This window comes from Paraburkholderia sp. GAS38, from assembly GCF_050434965.1.
GTDB lineage: Bacteria > Pseudomonadota > Gammaproteobacteria > Burkholderiales > Burkholderiaceae > Paraburkholderia > Paraburkholderia phenazinium_A.
The window spans coordinates 264,172-281,840 of sequence record NZ_JBNDJO010000007.1; the positions used below are offsets into that span (position 1 = coordinate 264,172).

At 64.9% G+C, this 17,669-nt stretch carries 18 protein-coding genes; 10 read left to right on the plus strand and 8 right to left on the minus strand.

From position 1 onward, the window contains the following. The first annotated feature begins 162 nt into the window (after positions 1 to 162). The 8 genes from P3T42_RS18880 (at position 163) to P3T42_RS18915 (ending at position 8,175) form a co-directional block, all read left to right on the plus strand. Positions 163 to 588, plus strand: a complete 426-nt coding sequence (locus P3T42_RS18880) for a MarR family winged helix-turn-helix transcriptional regulator (protein WP_074296172.1) — start codon at positions 163 to 165, stop codon at positions 586 to 588. 100 nt (positions 589 to 688) lie between these two features. Next, positions 689 to 1,105: a MarR family winged helix-turn-helix transcriptional regulator gene (locus P3T42_RS18885; protein ID WP_429306977.1), complete on the plus strand. Its 417-nt coding sequence runs from the start codon at positions 689 to 691 to the stop codon at positions 1,103 to 1,105. A gap of 80 nt (positions 1,106 to 1,185) precedes the next feature. Continuing rightward, positions 1,186 to 2,322, plus strand: coding sequence for an HlyD family secretion protein (locus tag P3T42_RS18890; protein ID WP_429306890.1), 1,137 nt, complete (start codon positions 1,186 to 1,188; stop codon positions 2,320 to 2,322). 89 nt (positions 2,323 to 2,411) lie between these two features. Then, entirely contained in the window at positions 2,412 to 3,983 is a 1,572-nt protein-coding gene (locus P3T42_RS18895) for a DHA2 family efflux MFS transporter permease subunit (protein WP_074296170.1), read from the plus strand. Positions 3,984 to 4,004: 21 nt separating this feature from the next. After that, positions 4,005 to 5,429 (plus strand): efflux transporter outer membrane subunit, encoded by a 1,425-nt coding sequence (locus tag P3T42_RS18900; protein ID WP_429306891.1) that lies wholly within the window; start codon positions 4,005 to 4,007, stop codon positions 5,427 to 5,429. Between the two features lie 49 nt (positions 5,430 to 5,478). Further along, positions 5,479 to 6,663, plus strand: coding sequence for a thiolase family protein (locus P3T42_RS18905; RefSeq protein WP_429306978.1), 1,185 nt, complete (start codon positions 5,479 to 5,481; stop codon positions 6,661 to 6,663). A gap of 173 nt (positions 6,664 to 6,836) precedes the next feature. Next, positions 6,837 to 7,772 carry a 2-dehydropantoate 2-reductase gene (gene panE, locus P3T42_RS18910; protein ID WP_074296168.1) on the plus strand — a complete coding sequence of 312 codons (936 nt, stop codon included), beginning with the start codon at positions 6,837 to 6,839 and terminating at the stop codon, positions 7,770 to 7,772. A 103-nt stretch (positions 7,773 to 7,875) separates the two neighbouring features. Continuing rightward, the gene (locus P3T42_RS18915; RefSeq protein WP_429306892.1) at positions 7,876 to 8,175 is read left to right on the plus strand and encodes a hypothetical protein; all 300 of its coding nucleotides are present in this window, start codon (positions 7,876 to 7,878) and stop codon (positions 8,173 to 8,175) included. A 67-nt stretch (positions 8,176 to 8,242) separates the two neighbouring features. Here the strand turns inward: P3T42_RS18915 and P3T42_RS18920 are convergent, their stop codons facing one another. Genes P3T42_RS18920 through P3T42_RS18950 form a run of 7 tightly spaced genes read right to left on the minus strand, consistent with a single transcriptional unit; the run spans position 8,243 to position 15,203 of the window. Continuing rightward, positions 8,243 to 9,289, minus strand: a complete 1,047-nt coding sequence (locus P3T42_RS18920) for an ABC transporter substrate-binding protein (RefSeq protein ID WP_074296166.1) — start codon at positions 9,287 to 9,289, stop codon at positions 8,243 to 8,245. Between the two features lie 20 nt (positions 9,290 to 9,309). Further along, positions 9,310 to 10,443, minus strand: coding sequence for an NAD(P)/FAD-dependent oxidoreductase (locus P3T42_RS18925; RefSeq protein WP_074296165.1), 1,134 nt, complete (start codon positions 10,441 to 10,443; stop codon positions 9,310 to 9,312). After that, positions 10,436 to 11,869: an FAD-dependent oxidoreductase gene (locus P3T42_RS18930; protein WP_429306893.1), complete on the minus strand. Its 1,434-nt coding sequence runs from the start codon at positions 11,867 to 11,869 to the stop codon at positions 10,436 to 10,438. The genes P3T42_RS18925 and P3T42_RS18930 overlap by 8 nt, the downstream gene beginning before the upstream one ends. After that, positions 11,866 to 12,285, minus strand: a complete 420-nt coding sequence (locus tag P3T42_RS18935) for a (2Fe-2S)-binding protein (protein WP_083640378.1) — start codon at positions 12,283 to 12,285, stop codon at positions 11,866 to 11,868. The genes P3T42_RS18930 and P3T42_RS18935 overlap by 4 nt, the downstream gene beginning before the upstream one ends. 23 nt (positions 12,286 to 12,308) lie before the next feature. Beyond that, positions 12,309 to 13,103, minus strand: a complete 795-nt coding sequence (locus P3T42_RS18940; protein ID WP_074296163.1) for an ABC transporter permease — start codon at positions 13,101 to 13,103, stop codon at positions 12,309 to 12,311. 26 nt (positions 13,104 to 13,129) lie between these two features. Then, complete coding sequence (locus P3T42_RS18945) at positions 13,130 to 14,119, minus strand: ABC transporter permease (RefSeq protein ID WP_429306894.1); 990 nt, start codon at positions 14,117 to 14,119, stop codon at positions 13,130 to 13,132. After that, positions 14,112 to 15,203, minus strand: coding sequence for an ABC transporter ATP-binding protein (locus P3T42_RS18950; RefSeq protein WP_429306895.1), 1,092 nt, complete (start codon positions 15,201 to 15,203; stop codon positions 14,112 to 14,114). Before P3T42_RS18950 ends, P3T42_RS18945 begins: the two co-directional genes overlap by 8 nt. Here P3T42_RS18950 and P3T42_RS18955 point away from each other — a divergent pair. Next, positions 15,202 to 15,459 (plus strand): hypothetical protein, encoded by a 258-nt coding sequence (locus P3T42_RS18955; protein WP_429306896.1) that lies wholly within the window; start codon positions 15,202 to 15,204, stop codon positions 15,457 to 15,459. The two genes, P3T42_RS18950 and P3T42_RS18955, sit on opposite strands and share 2 nt — an antisense overlap. Before the next feature lie 47 nt (positions 15,460 to 15,506). Next, a complete protein-coding gene (locus P3T42_RS18960) occupies positions 15,507 to 16,385 on the plus strand; it encodes an IclR family transcriptional regulator (RefSeq protein WP_429306897.1) in 879 nt (292 codons plus the stop codon). A gap of 95 nt (positions 16,386 to 16,480) precedes the next feature. Here P3T42_RS18960 and P3T42_RS18965 read toward each other — a convergent pair whose 3' ends face one another. Then, the gene (locus tag P3T42_RS18965; protein ID WP_074296160.1) at positions 16,481 to 17,053 is read right to left on the minus strand and encodes a helix-turn-helix domain-containing protein; all 573 of its coding nucleotides are present in this window, start codon (positions 17,051 to 17,053) and stop codon (positions 16,481 to 16,483) included. Positions 17,054 to 17,669: the final 616 nt, after the last annotated feature.

Sequence of the window (17,669 nt, forward strand, 5' to 3'; positions counted from 1 at the left end):
AGCGGGTGCTCGGGCAGGCCCCAGGGCAAGCGCTCATGCTGGTCTCAAGCCCGATCGGATCGGACGGTAACATATTGTAATAACTTAGATATGAAGATTACAAAGATTTTACGTTTTCCTTGCCTGTTGACTCTGTGTGTACGCACACATATACTGCCTCGCATGAACGGTCCTCTTACCTACGACGAGTGCAATTGCTTCGCGCTGCGGCAAGCCGCGCGCTACGTGACGCAGATCTACGAGCGTCATCTGGGCGAGGTGGGGCTGACGGCCGCGCAGTTCACGATCATGGCGAAGCTGGCACGGCGCGCGCCTGCCACCATGGTCGAGATGGCCGACGCCATGGTGATGGACCGTACGACGCTGGTGCGCGCGCTCAAACCGTTGCAACGCGACGGCCTGGTGGTGAGCGAAGCGTCGGAGCACGATGGCCGGACTTATCTGTTCAGCTTGTCGGCGAGCGGCAAGACGACGTTTGCCCAGGCGGCCGCCGCGTGGCGGAATGCGCAGGCCGAGTTCGAAGGCAAATTCGGCCATGCCCGGGCCAAAGCTCTACGCGCAGAGCTGTTCGGCATGACGGCCGAGTGAGCGCGCGGACGGATGATGTTGTGAATCGCTGTAAGGTTGGCGGTAATATTTTGCCCTAATAAGTGTGTATGCACTCGGTTTCGGGACACTCATGGACGATATGCAGGCGCTACCCGATGACGACTGTTTTGCGATTCGCCAGGCGGCCCGCTACGTGTCGCAACTGTACGACCGGCATATGGCGCAGGTCGGCCTGACGATCACGCAGTTCTCGATCCTGAGGCGCATCAAGCGGGCGGCGCCCATGACGATGAAGCAACTGGCCGATGAGATGGTGATGGAGCGGACCACGCTGGTGCGTGCGCTGCAGCCGTTGCAACGCGATGGCCTGTTGCTGAGTCGCAGCACGGAAGTGAAGAGCAGGGAACTGGCGCTCAGCCTGACCGAGGCCGGTGAGACGAAGCTCGTCGCGGCGCGCCTTCGGTGGCACGCGGCGCAGGAAGCGTTCGAGCGGCGCTTCGGCGTCGAACGCGCAGCCTCGTTGCGTAGCGAATTGTTTGCGATGACGAAAGCCTGACTTAGCGGAATAGCAGGTAAGGGTTGGCGTGCCTTTCACGCCTGTTTTGACCATTATTTAGTGCATACGCACACCCAATCATGTCCACGACTCCTTCTACTCTTGCACCGGCTGGCGCCGCCGGTGTCGCCAAACCGGCCCGCCGCATCCCGTGGATGCTGCTCGCGGTGATCGTCGTGCTGGTGGTGCTGGCGTCCGCGCTGTCGTACTGGTTTGTCGTCGGCCGCTTTGTCGAAAGCACTGACGATGCCTACGTCGGCGGGGACGTGACGGTGATGGCGCCGAAGGTGAACGGCTTCGTCACCGACCTGCTGGTGCACGACAACCAGCATGTGCAGGTCGGGCAGGTGCTGATCCGGCTCGACGCGCGCGATTACGACGCACGTCTCGCTCAGGCGCGCGCGGATGTGCAGAGCGCGCAGGCCGCGGTCACCGAGTTGCAGGCGAAGAAGTCGCTGCAGTTGGCGACCATCAACGAGCAAGCCGCCGAGGTGAAGGCTTCGGGTGCGGAGCTGACGCGCAGCGCGCAGGACGAGGCACGCTACCGTGAGCTCGTCAAGGACGAGGCGGTGTCGAACCAGGTCGTCGAGCGGGCCGATGCAGACCTCGTCAAGGCGCACGCCGCAGTGGATCGCAGCGGCGCGGCGCTGCTCGCCGCGCAACGCGAGATCAGCGTGCTCGATGCGCAGATCGGCGCGGCCGAGGCGCGCGTCGCGACGGCGCAGGCGGCGCAGCGTGTCGCCGAGTTGAACGTTGAATACACAACGATCCGCTCGCCGGTGGATGGCTACATCGGCAATCGCACCGCCCAGCTGGGGCTGCTCGCCAGCACAGGTGTGTCGCTGCTGACGGTGGTGCCGTCGTCCGGGCTGTGGGTCGATGCGAACTTCAAGGAGGACCAGTTGAAGAAGATGCGCGTCGGCGATCCGGTCGACGTCGCGCTCGACGCCTCCAGCCAGTCGCTGCACGGCGTGGTGGAGAGCCTCGCTCCCGCAACCGGCGCGACCTTCAGCGTATTGCCCGCGGAGAACGCGACCGGCAACTTCACGAAGATCGTGCAGCGCGTGCCGGTGCGCATTCGCCTCGAGGTGCCGCAGGAGATGCAGGGCGTGCTGCGGCCGGGCTTGTCGGCGACCGTCAAGGTTCATCTCGACGGCGGCAGCGGCAGTAGCAGTAGCAGCAACAGCGCTACCGGCAACGAGCCGGCGCGTTCGTAACGGCAGCACCGCGCCATAACGCGTCGTACCGCGCCAAGCCGCCGAGCCCCCCCGCGCTTGCCTTCGCCTTCGCCAAGTCCAGACCGACCATGACCCACCCACCGCTCAATCCCGCCGATCAGCCGACCCGCACCAAGGCCTTCGCGTTCGCGCTGATGTGCCTCGGCTTTTTCATGGCGACGCTGGATATCCAGATCGTCGCGTCTTCCTTGAGGGATATCGGCGGTGGTTTGTCCGCCAGTCAGGATGAGCTGTCGTGGGTGCAGACCTCGTACCTGATCGCGGAAATTCTGGTGATTCCGATGTCCGGCTGGCTCACGCGCGTGTTCTCGACGCGCTGGCTGTTCGCGTTCTCCGCCCTCGGCTTCACGATCACGAGCATGCTGTGCGGCCTCGCGTGGGACATCAACTCGATGATCCTGTTCCGCGGTCTGCAGGGCGCCCTCGGCGCGGCGATGATTCCCACGGTGTTCACGACCGCGTTCGTGCTGTTTCCCGGCAAACAGCGGCTGATCGCCTCGACCACCATCGGCGCGCTCGCTTCGCTCGCGCCGACCATCGGCCCGGTGATCGGCGGCTGGATCACGTCGCAATGGTCCTGGCACTGGTTGTTCTACCTGAACCTCGTGCCGGGCGTGTTCGTCACGCTGATGGTGCCGAAGTTCGTGCACATCGACGAGGTCGATCTGTCGCTGCTCAAAAAGGGCGATTACCTGGGCATCCTGCTGATGTCGGGCTTTCTCGGCTGCCTCGAATACGTACTCGAAGAAGGGCCGCGCAAGAACTGGTTCGGCGACGATGTGATCGTGCTGTGCACGTGGATCTCGGCGATTTGCGGCTTTCTGTTCATCGTGCACGCGTTCACGGCCAGAGAGCCCATCGTCGATCTGCGCGCGCTGGCGGTCCGCAACTTCGGCATCGGCAGCCTGCTGTCGTTCATCACCGGGGTAGGGCTGTTCTGCTCGGTGTTTCTGACGCCGGTGTTTCTCGCCCGTGTGCGCGGTTTCGATTCGTTGCAGATCGGCTTGGCGCTGCTCTCGGTGGGATGCTTTCAACTGCTGGCGCTGGCGGCTTATTCGACGCTGGCGCGCGTGATCGACATGCGCTGGCTGATGGTGTTCGGTCTCGTGTGCTTCGGTTTGGGCTGCTATCTCTATGTGCCCCTGACCAGTCAGTGGGGCTGGCAGGAGTTGCTGCTGCCGCAGGCCTTGCGCGGCATCGGCCAGCAATTCTGCGTGCCGCCTATCGTGACCATGGCGCTCGGCTCGCTGCCGCCGTCGCGGCTGCGCTCGGCGAGCGGCCTGTTCAATCTGATGCGCAACCTGGGCGGCGCGATCGGTATTGCGGTAAGCAGCACCATGCTCAACGACCGCCTGAATCTGCACTACGAGCGCCTCGACGAACACCTTACCGCCGGGCGGCCGGTGGTCGAAGGCTTGCTGCAGCAGCAGTCCAGCCGTCTTGCGCAGATAAGCGGCAATACGCTCAACGCGACCCATGCGGGCCTCGACCTGCTGCATTCGCTGCTGATGCGCGAAGCGCTGGTGCTGACCTTCTCCGACGCCTTTCTCGCGGTGGCGCTGTGCTTTGTGGTGGGTTTGCTGAGCGTGGCGTTTTCGCGGCCGTTCGGTTTGAGCACACCGCCTCCCGACGCTCATTGATGAATTCATAAGGATAACGATATGAAATCGATCGTCGCCAAAACTGGTGTGAGCGCGTTTCTGCTGCTCGGGCTGGGGGCCTGTGCCGTTCAGCCGGAAACGCATGCGGACCTGCCGCACGTCGTGCAGGCCGTCGCGCCCGCGGCGTGGAGCGTCGACGCGCCGCAGGACACCGTGGATGCGAACGCCTGGTGGGCGCGTTTCGGCGACCCGGTGCTGCATCAACTGGTCGAGTCCGTGTTGAACGGCAATCTGGATGTGCAGGCCGCAGTCGAGCGCGTCAAGCAGGCACAAGCGATTACCACGCAGCAGCGTTCGGTGTTGCTGCCCGAGCTCGACGCCACGGCGACGGCGACCGATGAGCGACTCAACGCGCCGCCGCCGCTCGGCTATGTGCGCCAGGCGGGCGTCGGCGTGGCGGCGAGCTGGACGCCCGACGTGTTCGGTGGCGAACGGCTGGCGGTGCTGGCCGCGCAGGCCCAGGTCGCGGGCCGCGAAGCCGCGTTGAGCGAATTGCGGCTCGCCCTGGCGGCCAACACGGCCTCTGCCTATATCGACCTGCGCTGGGCGCAGTCGGAACTGCAGATCCTGAACGACAACGAGCAGATCCGCAGTCGCGCGCTCAAGCTTACGCAGGAGCGGCTGCACTACGGCCTGTCGACGCAGCTCGACGTCGCCCGTGCGCAGAATCAGTTGCAGGATCTGCAGGCGCAGATTCCGCAGGTGAATTCGCGGATCCAGCATCAGCTCAGCCTGATCGCCGTGTATTCGGGGCGTACGCCGGAGAGCGTCGGCAACCTGCTGCTCACCGAGGCGCGCGACATTCCGGCGCCGGCGCAAAGCGTCCCGCAGATCCTGCCGTCCGAAGCGCTGCTGCGCCGGCCCGACGTGCGCACTGCCTACGCAAGCGTCGAACAGCGCGCGGCCGAGGTGGGGGTGTCGAAGGCGCAGCGCTATCCGCAGTTCAAGCTGAATCTCGCGGACGGCCTGCTGGCTTCGTCGTATCTCGGCTTGCCCACCTTGACCGACAACCTGTTCAGCGCCGCCTTGAACGCGACGAGTCCGATCTTCAACGCCGGCCGGATCAGCGCCGGCATCGACGAGAGCGAAAGCAAGATGCGCGAATCGCAACTCGGCCTGCAGCAGACCCTGCTGCAGGCGCTAAAGGAAGTGGAAGACACCCGCAGCGATCTGGTCAACGATGCCGTGCAGGTGGACCGTCTCGGCGGCGCGCTGGATGCGTCGAATCACGCGCTGCGGTTGTCCACCGAGTTGTACAAGGACGGCGCGTCGAGCTTCCTGGACGTACTGGCTGCACAAGAGGCGTATCTGCGCGATTCCGAAGCATTGAACCAGGCGAAGCGCGAGCACGCGCTGGCGGCGGTGGCGCTGTACCGCTCGCTGGGCGGGGGATGGGATGCACAACCTGCGTTGGCCGCGAACTGACGCGGCAGTGGCGGCGCAGGCAAGCGTTACTTGAATAGGAGAGACGATGATGAGCAAGCGAGACGTAGTGATCTGCAATCCTGTGAGAACGCCGATTGGCGCTTACAACGGCACGCTGAAAGACGTGCCGGCCACCGCCCTCGGCGCGCTTGCCGTGCGCGAGACGTTGAGCCGCAGCGGTCTTGCCGCAGGCGAGTTGGCCTCGGTGGTGATGGGCAATGTGATCCAGGCCGGCAACAAGATGAACCCGGCGCGTCAGGCCGCAATCGGCGGCGGTGTGCCGGTCGCGGTGCCCGCGCTGACCGTGAACCGCGTCTGTGGCTCGGGCGCTCAGGCCATTGCGTCGGCGGCCCAGGAAATCTGGCTGGGCCTCGGCGACGCGGCGGTGGCGGGCGGCATGGAGAACATGGACCGCGCGCCGTATCTGCTCGACGGCGGCCGCTGGGGCTACCGCATGGGCAATGCGCAGGTGCACGACAGCATGCTGCGCGACGGCCTCGTCGACGCGTTTTCCGGCGAGCATTCAGGCTGGCACACCGAAGACCTCGTGACGCAGATGGACATCACCCGCGATGCGCAGGACCGTTGGGCCGCGCGTTCGCAGCAGCGTTTCGTGGCGGCTCAGGAGAGCGGCCGGTTCGACGCCGAACTGGTGAGCGTCGCCATCGAAGGACGCAAAGGCCCGCAGCACTTCGCACGCGACGAGCAACCGCGCGCCGATACCACCGTCGAAACGCTGGCGCGGCTGCGCCCTGCGTTTCGCCCCGACGGCACGATTACCGCCGGCAACGCGCCGGGTCTGAATAGCGGCGCCGCCGCCATGGTGGTCGCGGAGCGCGGCTTTGCCGAGGCACACGGCATCGAACCGTTTGCGCGGCTCGTCGCCTACGGTGTCGCGGCGGTCGAGCCCGGCATGTTCGGCCTCGGACCGGTGCCCGCCGTGCAGATGGCGCTCGCTCGCGCGGGCTGGCAGTTGAAGGATGTCGAGCGCGTCGAGATCAACGAGGCCTTTGCCGCCGTGCCGATTGCGGTGTTGCGCCAGCTTGGGCTGGCGGAACAACTCGTCAACGTCGAAGGCGGCGCGATCGCCCACGGCCACCCGATCGGCGCGACCGGCGCAGTGCTGACCACACGCCTGATCCACTCGATGCGGCGCGATGGACTCAAGCGCGGCATCGTCACGCTGTGCATCGGCGGTGGGCAAGGCATCGCACTGGCGCTCGAAATTCTTTGACGAGACTTTGACGCGCACGCAGGAGCGCCGTCGGGCAAGCCCGTGCAAACCGGGATTTTTTGCTACATTGACGCAGATGCCCGGTTCGCGTCCCGCGTCCTTCCGGTTCTTTCCGGCTGGAGGCGGCACGGCGCCCGTGAGCGGAACAACAACTCCTCCCGAGAGACAATGTGATGCGAATTCTGGTTGTAGGTGCAGGTGCGGTGGGCGGTTACTTCGGCGGGCGTTTGGCCCAGGTCGGGCGTGACGTGACGTTTCTGGTGCGAGCGGGCCGGGCCGAAGAGTTGCGTCGCGCGGGGCTGGTCATCAAGAGTCCGCGTGGCGACTTCACGCTGCGCGACCCCAAGACCGTGCAGGCGGGCGACTCCGTCGAGCCGTTCGATCTGGTGATCCTGAGTTGCAAGGCCTACAACCTCGACGACGCGATCGCGTCGTTCGAGCCGCTCGTTGGTCCGTCCACGCTGATCCTGCCGCTACTCAACGGCATGCGTCATATCGATGTCCTGAAAGAAAAGTTCGGTGCGCCGCGCGTGCTGGGCGGCCAATGCGTGATCGCGGCAACGCTCAATCGCGAGCGCGAGATCGTCCATCTGAACGAAATGCATGCGGTCTCCTTCGGCGAGCTGGAAGGCGGCCTGTCGGCCCGGGTGCGGGAGATCGGCGAACAGATGTCGGGCGCGGGCTTCGACGTCCTGCCGAGCGACCATATCCTGCTGAGCATGTGGGAAAAGTGGGTGTTCCTCGCGACGCTGGCCGCCAGCACCTGCCTGTTCCGCGGCGCGGTGGCCGATATTCTCAGCGCACCGGATGGCCGTCGCGCGATCGAAGGCGTGCTGGGCGAATGCCGCGCAATCGCGCAGCACAACGGCTTTACGATGGGGCCGCATTTCGACGCCCGCGCCAATCAGACGCTCTTCACGCCTTCGCCGCTGACGGCGTCGATGTTGCGCGACGTCGAGAACCATTCCCGCACCGAGGCCGACCATATTCTCGGCGACCTGATCCAGCGCGGCGGTTCGGCACAGCAGCGCGACGCGGGGTTGTCGCTGCTGCGCATCGCCTATAACCACCTGAAGGCCTATGAGGCACGCGAGGCGCGTACCGCATAGACCGTTGGCCGCGTCTCACGGCGCCTTGCTCGGGGCGGCGCACGCCACGCGGTAGAATCGCTCAAGCCGCGCTGCGGCGGCAGGTGGGCGACAGGAGGGCATCATGCCGAGTCCAACAGGGTCGGTGGTGGCGCTGAGTTCGGCGTCGGCGACGGCGTTTTCGTTCGGTATCGTGTATCTCGGCTACTGGGGCGTCCATGAGCCCGCGCCGTGGCGATTCACCGACGTGCTGGTGGTGCTGTTCGCACTGGGCGGCTTCGCCTGCCTCGGCCTCGTGCCGTGGACGGCAACCCGCCCGGTCGAAACCGAAACCAGCGACGCCGGAATCCGCGTCGCCCGGCGTCTGTTTCTCGGCGGCGTGAGCGCGATCTGGCTCGCGGTCACGCTCTCCGTCGTGAAGTGAACTGAGGTGAACTGAGGTGAACTGAAGCCTATCGGGGCACGCCTCGGCGAACCGAGGCGCGTCGGGCTTACTGCTCGATCTGCCGGTTCCAGCGCGTATCCCACTGCGCGCGGTGCGCATTGATCGCATCCCAATCCACCACCGTCACCTTGTGCAGCAGATCGTCGATATTGCCGAGGCTCTGCTGCATCGCCGCAGGCATCTTCGCGAGACGGTTGGTGGGGATCTGCTTGCCGGCATCGGCCGCTTTGGTTTGCGCCGGGGCGGACAGCAGGAATTGCGCGAGCTTCTGGGCGAGCGCCGGGTCGGAGTTGTTGTTCACCACGCACAGGTCGACCAGCAGCAGCACTGGACCTTCCTTCGGATTCACATACGCCACCGGAAGGCCCTTGTCCTGCAGATCGCTGACGCCGGTCGGCGTCAGCGGGAACAGACCCGCTTCGCCCGTCTGCACCATTTCCGAAATCTTCGCCGAGTTCGGCACATACTCGGCGACATTCGGCCCCACCGTTGTGGACCATTTCGTGAAGGCCGGCTCGACGTTCTGCTCGCTACCGCCCATCAGACGATTGATCGCCAGAAAACCGTGCAGTCCGAACGTGCTGCTCGACTCCGACTGGAACACCACTTTGCCCTTGTACTTCGGATCGGCGAAGTCCATCCACGAGGTGGGCGGTGCCCAGCCTTTTTCGGCAAACAGCTTCTTGTTGTACGCAATGCCGGTCATGCCGAGCTGCACGCCCGCGCCCATATCGTCCTTCATGCGCGCAAACGGGTAGAGCTCCTTGAGCACGGGTGCGTCATCGAGCTTCTGGCAGACGCCCATGCTGACCGCGCGCGCCATCACACCGTCGTCGAGAAACACCACGTGGATCCCCGGATTCGCCTTGTTGGCGAGCAGCTTGGCGAGAATGTCCGACGACGTGCCCGGCACCACCACCACTTTCACGTTGTTGGCTTTTTCGAAGTCGGGCAGCACCTGGCTCGTATAGGCCTTTTCCATCGGGCCCCCGTTCATGCCGATATAGATCGTCTTGGTCTGCGACCACGCCGGCGCGGCCGCACCGAATGCGCACAAGGCGGCGAGCGCGGCCATCGTTCTGAACAATTTCATGGTGGATCTCCTGGGTTTGACTAGAGAGCGTGCAAGCTAGGGGTAGGGACGGACGTAAAGCGTTCGATCGAAAACGCCTCGAGCGGTGTGGCGGTCGAGCCGTGGACGACCAGGTCGGCCAGCACTTCGCCGACACCGGGCGCGAGCAGAAAGCCGCCGCCCGAAAAACCGAAGGCGTGCAGCAGGCGCGGCACGGTGCGGCTCGCGCCGATGATCGGATTGCTGTCCGGCGTTTCGCCTTCGACGCCGCTCCACGTGCGGATCAGCAGGGCGTCGCGCAGCGCGGGCAACAGGGCACAGGCGTCGCGCATCACGGCGCGGGTGGTTTCGGTGGAGGGCTGGCCGTATTCGCCGTCGCCATGACCGCGACCGCCGCCGACCACGCAATTGCCGCGTGCGACCTGGCGCGCGTAGATGCCGCCGCCATACACGCCGAGGTTGTGCGTGATAAAGAGCGGCAAGGGCTCGGTGACCCACATGTTCGGATAGATCGGCTTCAGGGGCACGGTCTCGCCGAATGACGCGGCGACCTTATTGGCCCATGCGCCGGCCGAGTTGATCAACCAGTCGGCGGTGAAGCGCAGGTCGCCCGCGCTCAGGTGAAAGCGCGTCCCGTCGTGGCGGATGTCGGTCAGTTCGGTCTGCTCACGAACCTCGGCGCCGGCCGCCCGCGCGGCGCGCGCAAAGGCCGGCGAGACGAGGCGCGGGTTCGCGTGACCGTCGCTGGCGCACAGCGAGCCGCCGATCGCCGCCGCGCCGAGCCACGGATAACGGCGGCGGAACGTCTCGCCGCTGATCAGTTGCGGATCGAGGCCGTGTTGACGCGCCATCTGCGCCCAGCTTTCGAGCGCGGCCAGATCGGCCTCGCTGCGGGCGAGCCGCAAATGGCCGGAGACCACGAACTCGCCGTCGATACCGATCAGCTCGGGCAAGCGATCCCACACGCGCCGCGCACGCATGGCGAGCGGCATCTGTTCGACCGGCCGTCCCTGGCAGCGCACGCCGCCGTAGTTGACGCCGCTCGCCTGCGCGCCGCAGAAGCGGCGCTCGAACAGACCTACGCGCAAGCCGCTTTTCGCCAGCGCGAGCGCGCTCGACGCACCCACCAGGCCGCCGCCCGCAATCGCGACGTCGTAGTGCACGGGTTTATTCATCGCGGGCGTCCTCGGGAATCTCGGTGACGCCCTCGGTATAGAGCGCGGGCGACATGGGAATCGGTTTGACCGGCGGCTGGCTGCGCAGCCGGCCCACCGCCTCGAGCGGCTTGCCGGTTTCCGTGCTGAGCAGCGCGAGCGCCGCTTCGCCGCACATGCGGCCCTGGCAACGGCCCATGCCGACGCGCGTCAGTGCTTTCAGACGGTTGATCTCACCGGCTGCGCCACTGCGGATGCATTGACGCAGCGTGCCGGCGTCGACCTCTTCGCAGCGGCACACGGTCATTGTGTCGGGCCATTGCGAGGCCGCGCGCGCGGGTGGCGCGAAAGCGGCTTCGAGGCCCGCACGGAACACGGCGATGCGTTGCAGGCGACGATCGAGCGTGGCCACGTCGGGCATGCCTTGACCACGCGGATGGGCGACGCCGAGATCGTCGAGCAAGGCGAGGGCGGTGCGGCGTCCGGCCAGTTCGGCGGCATCGGCGCCGGCGATGCCCGCGCCGTCGCCGGCCAGGTAAATGCCCGGCACCGAACTGCGCCCGCCGGCGTCGAGTTCGGGCAGCCAGCAGCGGTTTTGCGCATCGAAGCGGAAACGGCAGCCGGCCAGATCGGCGAGCTGGGTTTCCGGACGCAGACCGAAGCCGAGGCCCACGGCATCGCAGTCGAGCGTCTCGTTCGCCGCGCCGCTGCGCGCACCTTGCCAGATGATGCCGCTGACGTGGCGCCCGCCCTCGATGCCGACGAGCGTCACGTTGCGCTCGATCCGCACGCCACGTGTCTTCAGCCAACCGACGTAGTAGAGGCCTTTCGCAAAGGTGGCCGGCTGGAGCGCGAGTTTCGGCGCCGCGGCCATCTGTTGCGAGAGCGCGCTGGTGTCGAGGACGGCAGCGACATGTGCCCCGGCTTTGACGTATTGGTAAGCAACGAGGTAGAGCAGCGGTCCGGTGCCGGCCAGCACGACGCGCCGGCCGATCGCGCAGCCTTGCGACTTCAGCGCGACCTGCGCGCCGCCTAACGTGTAGACGCCTGGCAGCGTCCAGCCGGGCACCGGCAGGATGCGATCGGTCGCGCCGCTGGCGATGATCAGATGCGAGAACGGCACGCCGGTTTCGCGTCCTGCGTGCAGCGTATCGAGTCGGCCGGGCGCGCAGGCCCAGGCTAGCGTGTCGGGACGGTAGTCGAGATGCGGCAGCAGGGCGGCCATGGTCGCATGCAGCGCATCGGCCTTGCGGGCTTCGAAACCGTAGAGAGTCTGCTTCGAGCGCTCGAAGCCGGCATCGGCGGGCGGCTGCCGATAGATCTGGCCGCCCCAGCGGGCGTTCTCGTCGAGCACGACGGGTTTGATTCCCGCCGCGACGAGCGTTTCGGCGGCGCGCACGCCGGCCGGTCCAGCGCCGACAATCACGACGCGGCGTTGGTCGTTCATGGCGCGACTCCGTCGGATGCGGGGGATGCCGAAGCCATCGGGTCCATTGAGGCGTTGGCGGCTACGACTACGACAGCATTACGCGTGACGATGCGCATGCCGGCGGCGAGCAAGGTCGAACAGGCGCGCAGGCGCGTGCCGTCTTCGCTGCGTACCCAGCAGTCCTGGCAGGCGCCGATCAGGCAAAACCCGGCGCGCGGCTCGCCGCTGAATTCGCTGTGGCGCACGCTGCGTTGCTGCATCAGGATCGCGGTCAGTACGGTGTCGCCTGCGAGCGCCGTGGCGTCCCTGCCATCCAGAACGAAAGCGAGCGGCTCACGATGCAACTCAGCAACCCTAACGAATTGCGGACCGGGTTCGGCAAGCGCAGCGGGGCTGACGGACGCAGCATCAGGCGCATGCGGAGGGCGTGTCATACGGGGCAGGTCAGGGGAAGTCATCAGTGCTGGCCGATCAGAATGCGGTTGAGTCCATACACGCGGTCGAGCAGCAGCATCGCGCCGGCCGTGATGAAGATCACCAGCGCGGAGACGGAGGCCATCATCGGATCGATCGATTCGGTGGCGTACATGTACATGCGCACCGGCAGCGTGACGGTTTGCGGCGAGGTGACGAAGATCGACATGGTCAGCTCGTCGAAGCTGTTGATGAAGGCGAGCAGCCAGCCGCCCGTGATGCCGGGCAGGATCATCGGAAAGGTGATGCGGCGGAAGGTGGTCCACGCATCGGCGCCGAGCGAGGCGGCCGCATGTTCGACGCTGCGGTCGAGGCCGCTCACCGAGGCGAGCACCAGCCGCATCACGAACGGTGTGATGATGATCATGTGCGCGAGGACCAGCCACGCGAACGAACCCGTGGCGCCGATCAGCGCAAAGAAGCGCAGCAAGGCAATGCCCAGCACGAGGCCGGGAATCACCAGCGGCGAGAGCAGCAGTCCGTTCAAAAACCCACGCCCCGGAAACCGTGCCCTGCCGATGGCGAGCGCCGCCGGCAGCGCAACGATCAGCGACAGCGTCGCCGAGGCGAAGGCGAGCTTCAGGCTGTTGAAGAAGGCCGAGATGAAGTCGGGATAGTCGAGGATTGCGCGAAACCAGCGCAACGAAAAGCCATGCGTGGGCAGCGTCAGGGTCTCGTCCGGCGTGAAGGCGACCAGCACCACGATCGCCAGCGGCGCGAGCACGAACAGGATCACGAGCGCATGAAAGATCAGCGCGAGAGGGCCGTTTTTTCTCATCTTGAGGTTCTCGTGTTCGCGTCGGGTTAGCCGATGCTCCGGGCGTACTTGCGTTCCAGCAGCCGGTAGTAGGTGAGCATCACGATCAGGTTCGCGAGCAGCAACAGCAGGGCGATGGTGGCGCCGAGCGGCCAGTTCAGCGAACTGAGGAATTCGTCGTAGACGGCAGTAGCGGCGACTTTCAGGCGCCGTCCGCCGAGCAGGCCGGGAATCGCAAAGGCGCTCGCCGACAGGCCGAACACCATCAGGCTGCCGGAGAGGATGCCCGGCGTCAGTTGCGGCAATACGATGCGGCGCAGCGTGGTGGCGGGTGAGGCCATCAACGAGAGGGCGGCGTTTTCGGTTTGCGGATCGAGCTTTTGCAGGGCGGTCCACACGGGAATCACCATGAACGGCAGCATCACGTGGACCAGTGCAATGACGATCGCGAAGGTCGTGTATTCGAGCTTGTAGGGGCCGAGACCCACCAGCGCGAAGGCCTGGTTCACGAGGCCATTCGGGTTGAGCAGCATGCTCCAGCCGAACGCGCGCACCACCACCGAGACCAGCAAGGGTGCGAGGATCACCAGCAGAAAGAGCGAGCGCCACGGATCGCGCATGCGCGAGAGCACGTAGGCTTCGGGCGTGCCGATCACGACGCACAGTAAGGTGGTCAGGAAGGCAATGCCGAAGGTGCGCAAAAAGATCGTATGGAAGTAGCTGGACTTCAGCACCTCCGCGTAATTGCCGAACTGGAAGGCGGCGATCGGACCGCTCGCGGGATCGAAGCGGTAGAAGCTCAGTACCAGCGTCATCGCAAGCGGAATCAGCACCAGCGCCGCGAATAGCAGGAAGGCCGGCGCGCACATCAGCCACAGCGGCAGGAACGCCTGCCACGGCGCGCGCCGCGTGCTGCGGGCGCTGTCGTCGCGGGGGCCGCTGCCGCCGTTGTCGCTCTCGTGGGTGTGGCCGTCTTCGCCTTGTTCCTTGCCCGGTTTTTTGCCGGCTTCCTTGCCGAGGGGTAGCGTGCTAGCCATGACGTGCCTCCCGTTGCACGAAACGGATCGCGTCGCTGTTCCAGTCGACGCCAACCGCCGCGCCTTCCGCCAGCGGCTCCGTGCCTTCGTTCTGACAGCACACCATGACCTCGCCGAGCTTCGAATCGACCCGGTAGAGCCACTGGCTGCCGAGGAAAAAGCGGCTTGTGACGGTGGCGGGCAGACGTCCCGCGCCCGGTGCGCAGAGCCGCAGTTTTTCGGGGCGAATGCATAGCGTGACGGCGTCGCCGACCTTCACCACGCGTTCCTTCTGCGGCAGTTGCGCCGTGTGGCCGGTTTCGGCGACGTCATGGCCGAGGTCGATGCGGATGGCGTCGCCGTCGCGCGCGACGATCGTGCCCGGCAGCATGTTGGCCTTGCCGATGAACTGCGAAACGAAGTGGTTTTCGGGGCGTTCGTACGCGCGGTAGGGCGTATCGATCTGCGTGATGCGGCCGGCTTCCATCACCACCACGCGGTCGCTGATGGAGAGCGCTTCCGACTGGTCGTGCGTGACCATGATGGTGGTGGTGCCGATCTTGCGCTGGATCGAGCGCAGTTCGAACTGCATGTCCTCGCGCAGCTTGGCGTCGAGATTCGACATCGGTTCGTCGAGCAGCAGCACCGGTGGCGCGATGACGATGGCGCGCGCAATCGCTACGCGTTGCCGCTGGCCGCCGGAGAGTTCGCGCGGAAAGCGATGCGCGAGCGTATCGAGCCGCACCAGCGCCAGCGCTTCGCGCACCCGCTCGTTGCGTTCGGCCTTGTCGATGCCGCGCATCTCGAGGCCGAAACCGACGTTCTGCGCCACGCTCATGTGCGGAAACAGCGCATAGCTCTGGAACACGATGCCGAGGCCGCGCTGGTTCGGCTTGGTGTGGGTGATGTCGCGGCCGTCGAGCGTGATGCGCCCGCGCGTGGTCTCGACGAAGCCCGCGATCATCTGCAGCGTGGTGGTCTTGCCGCAACCGGACGGACCGAGCAGCGAAACGAACTCGCCTTTTTCGACGGAGAGGTTCACATCGGCGACGGCCTGCAGATCGCCGAACGATTTCGCTACGTCCGTGAGCGTGAGGAACGACATGGTCTGGCCTTTCGGTGCGTGGACACCGGCTGAATCGACAAAACGTCTGATGGGGCCGACTCTAGCTAGCCAAATTGCATGGCGTCAAATGCAAATTCCGTTTGGCGGTATAAGAATAGAAAAAATTCCGTTGAATGAAATCAGTAGATGGCGACAGGGCTGTTTTGTTCCACTGCGTGATGTGCGAGAAATCCCTAATCGAGCGGGATATGACTGGCACAGCGAAGCGCGCTTCAGCTATTCCATTGATGAATAAAAAACACTATAGTGTTCCGATCAGTGGAATAAGTTTGAGGGAAAATCATGAGTGCTGCTGCAAAACGGGGAACTGCCACTGCAGATCCGGCCGCGTCCCCCGAGGCGCCCGGCACGGGCATGCTGCAGCGCTCGTTTGCCGTGATTCGCGCGCTGGCCGAAGCGCAACCGGACGGCGGACGCGTCACGCGGCTCGCCAAGGCGGTGGGGCTGACCCAGGGCACGGTGCACCGGATCCTGCACGCCCTGATCGCCGAGGGCATGGTCGAGCAGGACGAAAGCTCGAAGCTGTATCGGTTGAGCGTCGAGTTTTTTGCGCTCGCGGCGCAAGCGGGCAACCCGAGCGGCATGCGTACGCTGTGCCGCCCGGCGTTGCTGCGCCTGTGCGCGAGCCTTGGCGACACGATCTTCCTGCTGGTCAAAAGCAGCTTCGACGCGGTCTGCCTCGACATCTGCGAAGGCCCGTTCCCGATTCGCTCGTTCACTGGCGACATTGGCGGGCGGGTGGCGCTGGGCGTCGGCCAGGGGAGTCTCGCGATTCTGGCATTCCTGCCGGAAGCCGAGCGCGAGGAGATCATCCGCTTTAACGTGCCGCGAATTCGCGGCTACGGCGTGCTGGACGAGGTGTATCTGCGCACCGAGATCGAGCGGGTGCGGCAACTGGGCTACGCGGGGCGCAACAGCGGCGTGCTCGACGGCATGGCGGGGGTGGCGGTGCCGATTCTGGACCGCACTGGCGTGGCGGTGGCGGCGCTCAGCGTGGGCACGCTGGCCGCGCGCCTCGGCGACGACCGCTTGCCGATGGTGGTGGAACTGCTGCGCCGCCAGGCCCTGGCGCTCGGGCCGCAAACCAACCCATTCGATGTCGCATTGCGCCGGCCCATGCACGGTCTCTCGCGCGCCCTGACGACGGAGCGGATTACCTGAGCGGCGAGGTCACCGCGAATCCATAGCAATCCTGATGAATGTGCAAAGGCTGTCTCCAGCCGAAAACGCACTCCATAAGAATCATGCCGTGCCGTTTAGAACAGGCGCGGCGTCCCGACCCAGACCACGAGCGACTCGCCGCGCGCCGTATTGGCCCAGCTATGCGGCACGGTCGATTCGTAATGCGCGCTGTCCCCCGCCTGCAGCGAAAAGGTTTTGCCTTCCAGGGTCAGCGAGACCTTGCCGCTGATCACATACAAAAACTCTTCGCCGGCATGGGTGTTCACTTCGGAGCGCTTCTGCCCCGGCGGCATCTTGACGAGAATCGCTTCCAGTTGACGTCCCCCAGTCAGATTCGTCAGACGTGCGAACAGGTTCGCGGAATCCGCGAAGCCGAAAAATTTCAACTGGTCGCCACGGCTTACCGAACGTTCTTCGCTCGGGGTATCGACGAAATACTGCACGGTCACGCCGAGCGCGCTGGCAATGCCCGCGAGCGACGTGAGAGACGGTGTCGCAAGGCCCCGTTCTACTTGCGACAGGAAAGGCTTCGAAATGCGCGCCGCCGTAGCTGTGTCATCGAGCGTGCGCTTCAGACGTTGCCGGAGCGCGCGTATCTTGCTACCCAGCTCAAGGGCCGGATTTTTGTTTTCAGTTTTCGTAACCATAGCAGGATGAATCAGCCCGTCAAAATATGTTTGATTTAAGTAAACAAAGTTTGATAGCCTGGAAGGCCATCGGAAAAGCGTGAGTATGCCTGTGAGGCATTTTTTTTCGAAACCAGCCCGCTATGTTGCCAGAAGCCCAACCCCGTTTGCAGGTTGCTCGACAGGCCGCTGAGGTTCGAACGTGAAATAGACGTTAAAAATCGCGCTATTTTGAATTCGAACCATTACCGCATCGGGTGCTTAAATAAATTGATGCATTTCGGGTTCATGGATGATATCGCGCGGCAAGCCGCAGAAAAATTTGCAATTGCCCTGGATAGCGTGGCGCGCATCAGTGAATTCCCTGAGTGACGGCATGGCCCACGCTCTGGACAATCGCGTGCGCTTACGAGCCGATCCACACTTTCGGCTCGCATGCTGTTTCCTATCCCGTGCGCAGCGATCCTGTGCGCGGAACGACAAGCAGCGCGGTTTACCCCAACTGCGCTGCTAACTTGAGATGACTGCCATCGTTGATGCCTACCGCCGCGTTTCTCTCGCAGCCCGCTCGCACGGGCCGCTGCCTGCCGCCCTCCGGCTGCTTCGCCCACCTCATGCTTTATCATTGGAGCCGTTT

What these genes read in the sequence shown, in the direction of transcription:
- P3T42_RS18890 (WP_429306890.1), top strand. Translation starts at nt 1,186, where the DNA reads ATGTCCACGACTCCTTCTACTCTTGCACCGGCTGGCGCCGCCGGTGTC.
- P3T42_RS18930 (WP_429306893.1), bottom strand. Translation starts at nt 11,869, where the DNA reads ATGAACGACCAACGCCGCGTCGTGATTGTCGGCGCTGGACCGGCCGGC.
- P3T42_RS18965 (WP_074296160.1), bottom strand. Translation starts at nt 17,053, where the DNA reads ATGGTTACGAAAACTGAAAACAAAAATCCGGCCCTTGAGCTGGGTAGC.
- P3T42_RS18915 (WP_429306892.1), top strand. Translation starts at nt 7,876, where the DNA reads ATGCCGAGTCCAACAGGGTCGGTGGTGGCGCTGAGTTCGGCGTCGGCG.
- P3T42_RS18900 (WP_429306891.1), top strand. Translation starts at nt 4,005, where the DNA reads ATGAAATCGATCGTCGCCAAAACTGGTGTGAGCGCGTTTCTGCTGCTC.
- panE (WP_074296168.1), top strand. Translation starts at nt 6,837, where the DNA reads ATGCGAATTCTGGTTGTAGGTGCAGGTGCGGTGGGCGGTTACTTCGGC.
- P3T42_RS18935 (WP_083640378.1), bottom strand. Translation starts at nt 12,285, where the DNA reads ATGACACGCCCTCCGCATGCGCCTGATGCTGCGTCCGTCAGCCCCGCT.
- P3T42_RS18895 (WP_074296170.1), top strand. Translation starts at nt 2,412, where the DNA reads ATGACCCACCCACCGCTCAATCCCGCCGATCAGCCGACCCGCACCAAG.
- P3T42_RS18940 (WP_074296163.1), bottom strand. Translation starts at nt 13,103, where the DNA reads ATGAGAAAAAACGGCCCTCTCGCGCTGATCTTTCATGCGCTCGTGATC.
- P3T42_RS18885 (WP_429306977.1), top strand. Translation starts at nt 689, where the DNA reads ATGCAGGCGCTACCCGATGACGACTGTTTTGCGATTCGCCAGGCGGCC.
- P3T42_RS18960 (WP_429306897.1), top strand. Translation starts at nt 15,507, where the DNA reads ATGAGTGCTGCTGCAAAACGGGGAACTGCCACTGCAGATCCGGCCGCG.
- P3T42_RS18925 (WP_074296165.1), bottom strand. Translation starts at nt 10,443, where the DNA reads ATGAATAAACCCGTGCACTACGACGTCGCGATTGCGGGCGGCGGCCTG.
- P3T42_RS18955 (WP_429306896.1), top strand. Translation starts at nt 15,202, where the DNA reads ATGGTCTGGCCTTTCGGTGCGTGGACACCGGCTGAATCGACAAAACGT.
- P3T42_RS18950 (WP_429306895.1), bottom strand. Translation starts at nt 15,203, where the DNA reads ATGTCGTTCCTCACGCTCACGGACGTAGCGAAATCGTTCGGCGATCTG.
- P3T42_RS18920 (WP_074296166.1), bottom strand. Translation starts at nt 9,289, where the DNA reads ATGAAATTGTTCAGAACGATGGCCGCGCTCGCCGCCTTGTGCGCATTC.
- P3T42_RS18905 (WP_429306978.1), top strand. Translation starts at nt 5,479, where the DNA reads ATGAGCAAGCGAGACGTAGTGATCTGCAATCCTGTGAGAACGCCGATT.
- P3T42_RS18880 (WP_074296172.1), top strand. Translation starts at nt 163, where the DNA reads ATGAACGGTCCTCTTACCTACGACGAGTGCAATTGCTTCGCGCTGCGG.
- P3T42_RS18945 (WP_429306894.1), bottom strand. Translation starts at nt 14,119, where the DNA reads ATGGCTAGCACGCTACCCCTCGGCAAGGAAGCCGGCAAAAAACCGGGC.